This is a genomic window from Streptomyces solicavernae (assembly GCF_029968095.1).
In the GTDB taxonomy this organism is placed as follows: Bacteria; Actinomycetota; Actinomycetes; order Streptomycetales; family Streptomycetaceae; genus Streptomyces; species Streptomyces solicavernae.
The window spans coordinates 1-1,138 of record NZ_JASCIR010000093.1; the positions used below are offsets into that span (position 1 = coordinate 1).

General features: G+C 68.3%; 1 protein-coding gene. It reads left to right on the top strand.

The window, feature by feature from the left end:
* The coding region (locus QIS99_RS32125; RefSeq protein WP_282517286.1) for an acyl-CoA dehydrogenase at positions 1-1,135 on the top strand (1,135 nt) is incomplete at its 5' end.
* Between the last annotated feature and the right edge of the window lie 3 nt (positions 1,136-1,138).

Genomic DNA, 1,138 nt, shown 5'->3' on the forward strand with positions numbered 1-1,138 from the left:
CCTTTACCGTCCGGCCGAGGAGCACGACATGCTCCGGGAGGCGGTGCGTTCGCTGGCCGAGGCGAAGATCGCGCCGTTCGCGGCGGCGGTCGACGAGGAGGCCCGCTTCCCGCAGGAGGCCCTGGACGCGCTGACCGTGAACGACCTGCACGCGGTGCATGTGCCGGAGGCGTACGGCGGTGCGGGCGCCGACGCGCTGGCCACGGTCATCGTGATCGAGGAGGTGGCCCGCGTCTGTGTCTCCTCCTCGCTGATTCCGGCGGTCAACAAGCTGGGCTCGCTGCCGGTGATCCTGTCCGGCTCCAAGGAGCTGAAGAAGAAGTACATGGCGCCGCTGGCCAAGGGCGAGGGGATGTTCTCGTACTGCCTGAGCGAGCCGGACGCGGGCTCGGACGCCGGCGGCATGAAGACGAAGGCCGTGCGCGACGGCGACCACTGGGTCCTCAACGGTGTGAAGCGCTGGATCACCAACGCGGGCGTCAGCGAGTACTACACGGTGATGGCCGTGACCGACCCCGAGAAGCAGACGAAGGGCATCTCCGCGTTCGTGGTGGAGAAGTCGGACGAGGGCGTCTCCTTCGGGGCGCCGGAGAAGAAGCTCGGCATCAAGGGCTCCCCGACCCGGGAGGTCTACCTGGACAACGTCCGTATACCCGCGGACCGGATGATCGGCGCGGAGGGCACCGGCTTCGCCACCGCGATGAAGACCCTGGACCACACCCGCATCACCATCGCGGCCCAGGCCCTCGGCGTCGCGCAGGGCGCCCTCGACTACGCCAAGGGCTACGTCACCGAGCGCAAGCAGTTCGGCAAGCCGATCGGCGACTTCCAGGGTGTGCAGTTCATGCTCGCCGACATGGCCATGAAGATCGAGGCCGCCCGCCAGCTCACGTATGCGGCGGCCGCCAAGTCCGAGCGCGGTGACAGCGATCTGACGTTCCAGGGCGCGGCCGCCAAGTGCTTCGCCTCGGACGTCGCCATGGAGGTCACCACCGACGCCGTCCAGCTCCTCGGCGGCTACGGCTACACCCGTGACTACCCGGTCGAGCGGATGATGCGCGACGCCAAGATCACCCAGATCTACGAGGGCACCAACCAGGTCCAGCGCATCGTCATGGCCCGCAACCTGCCGTAACCG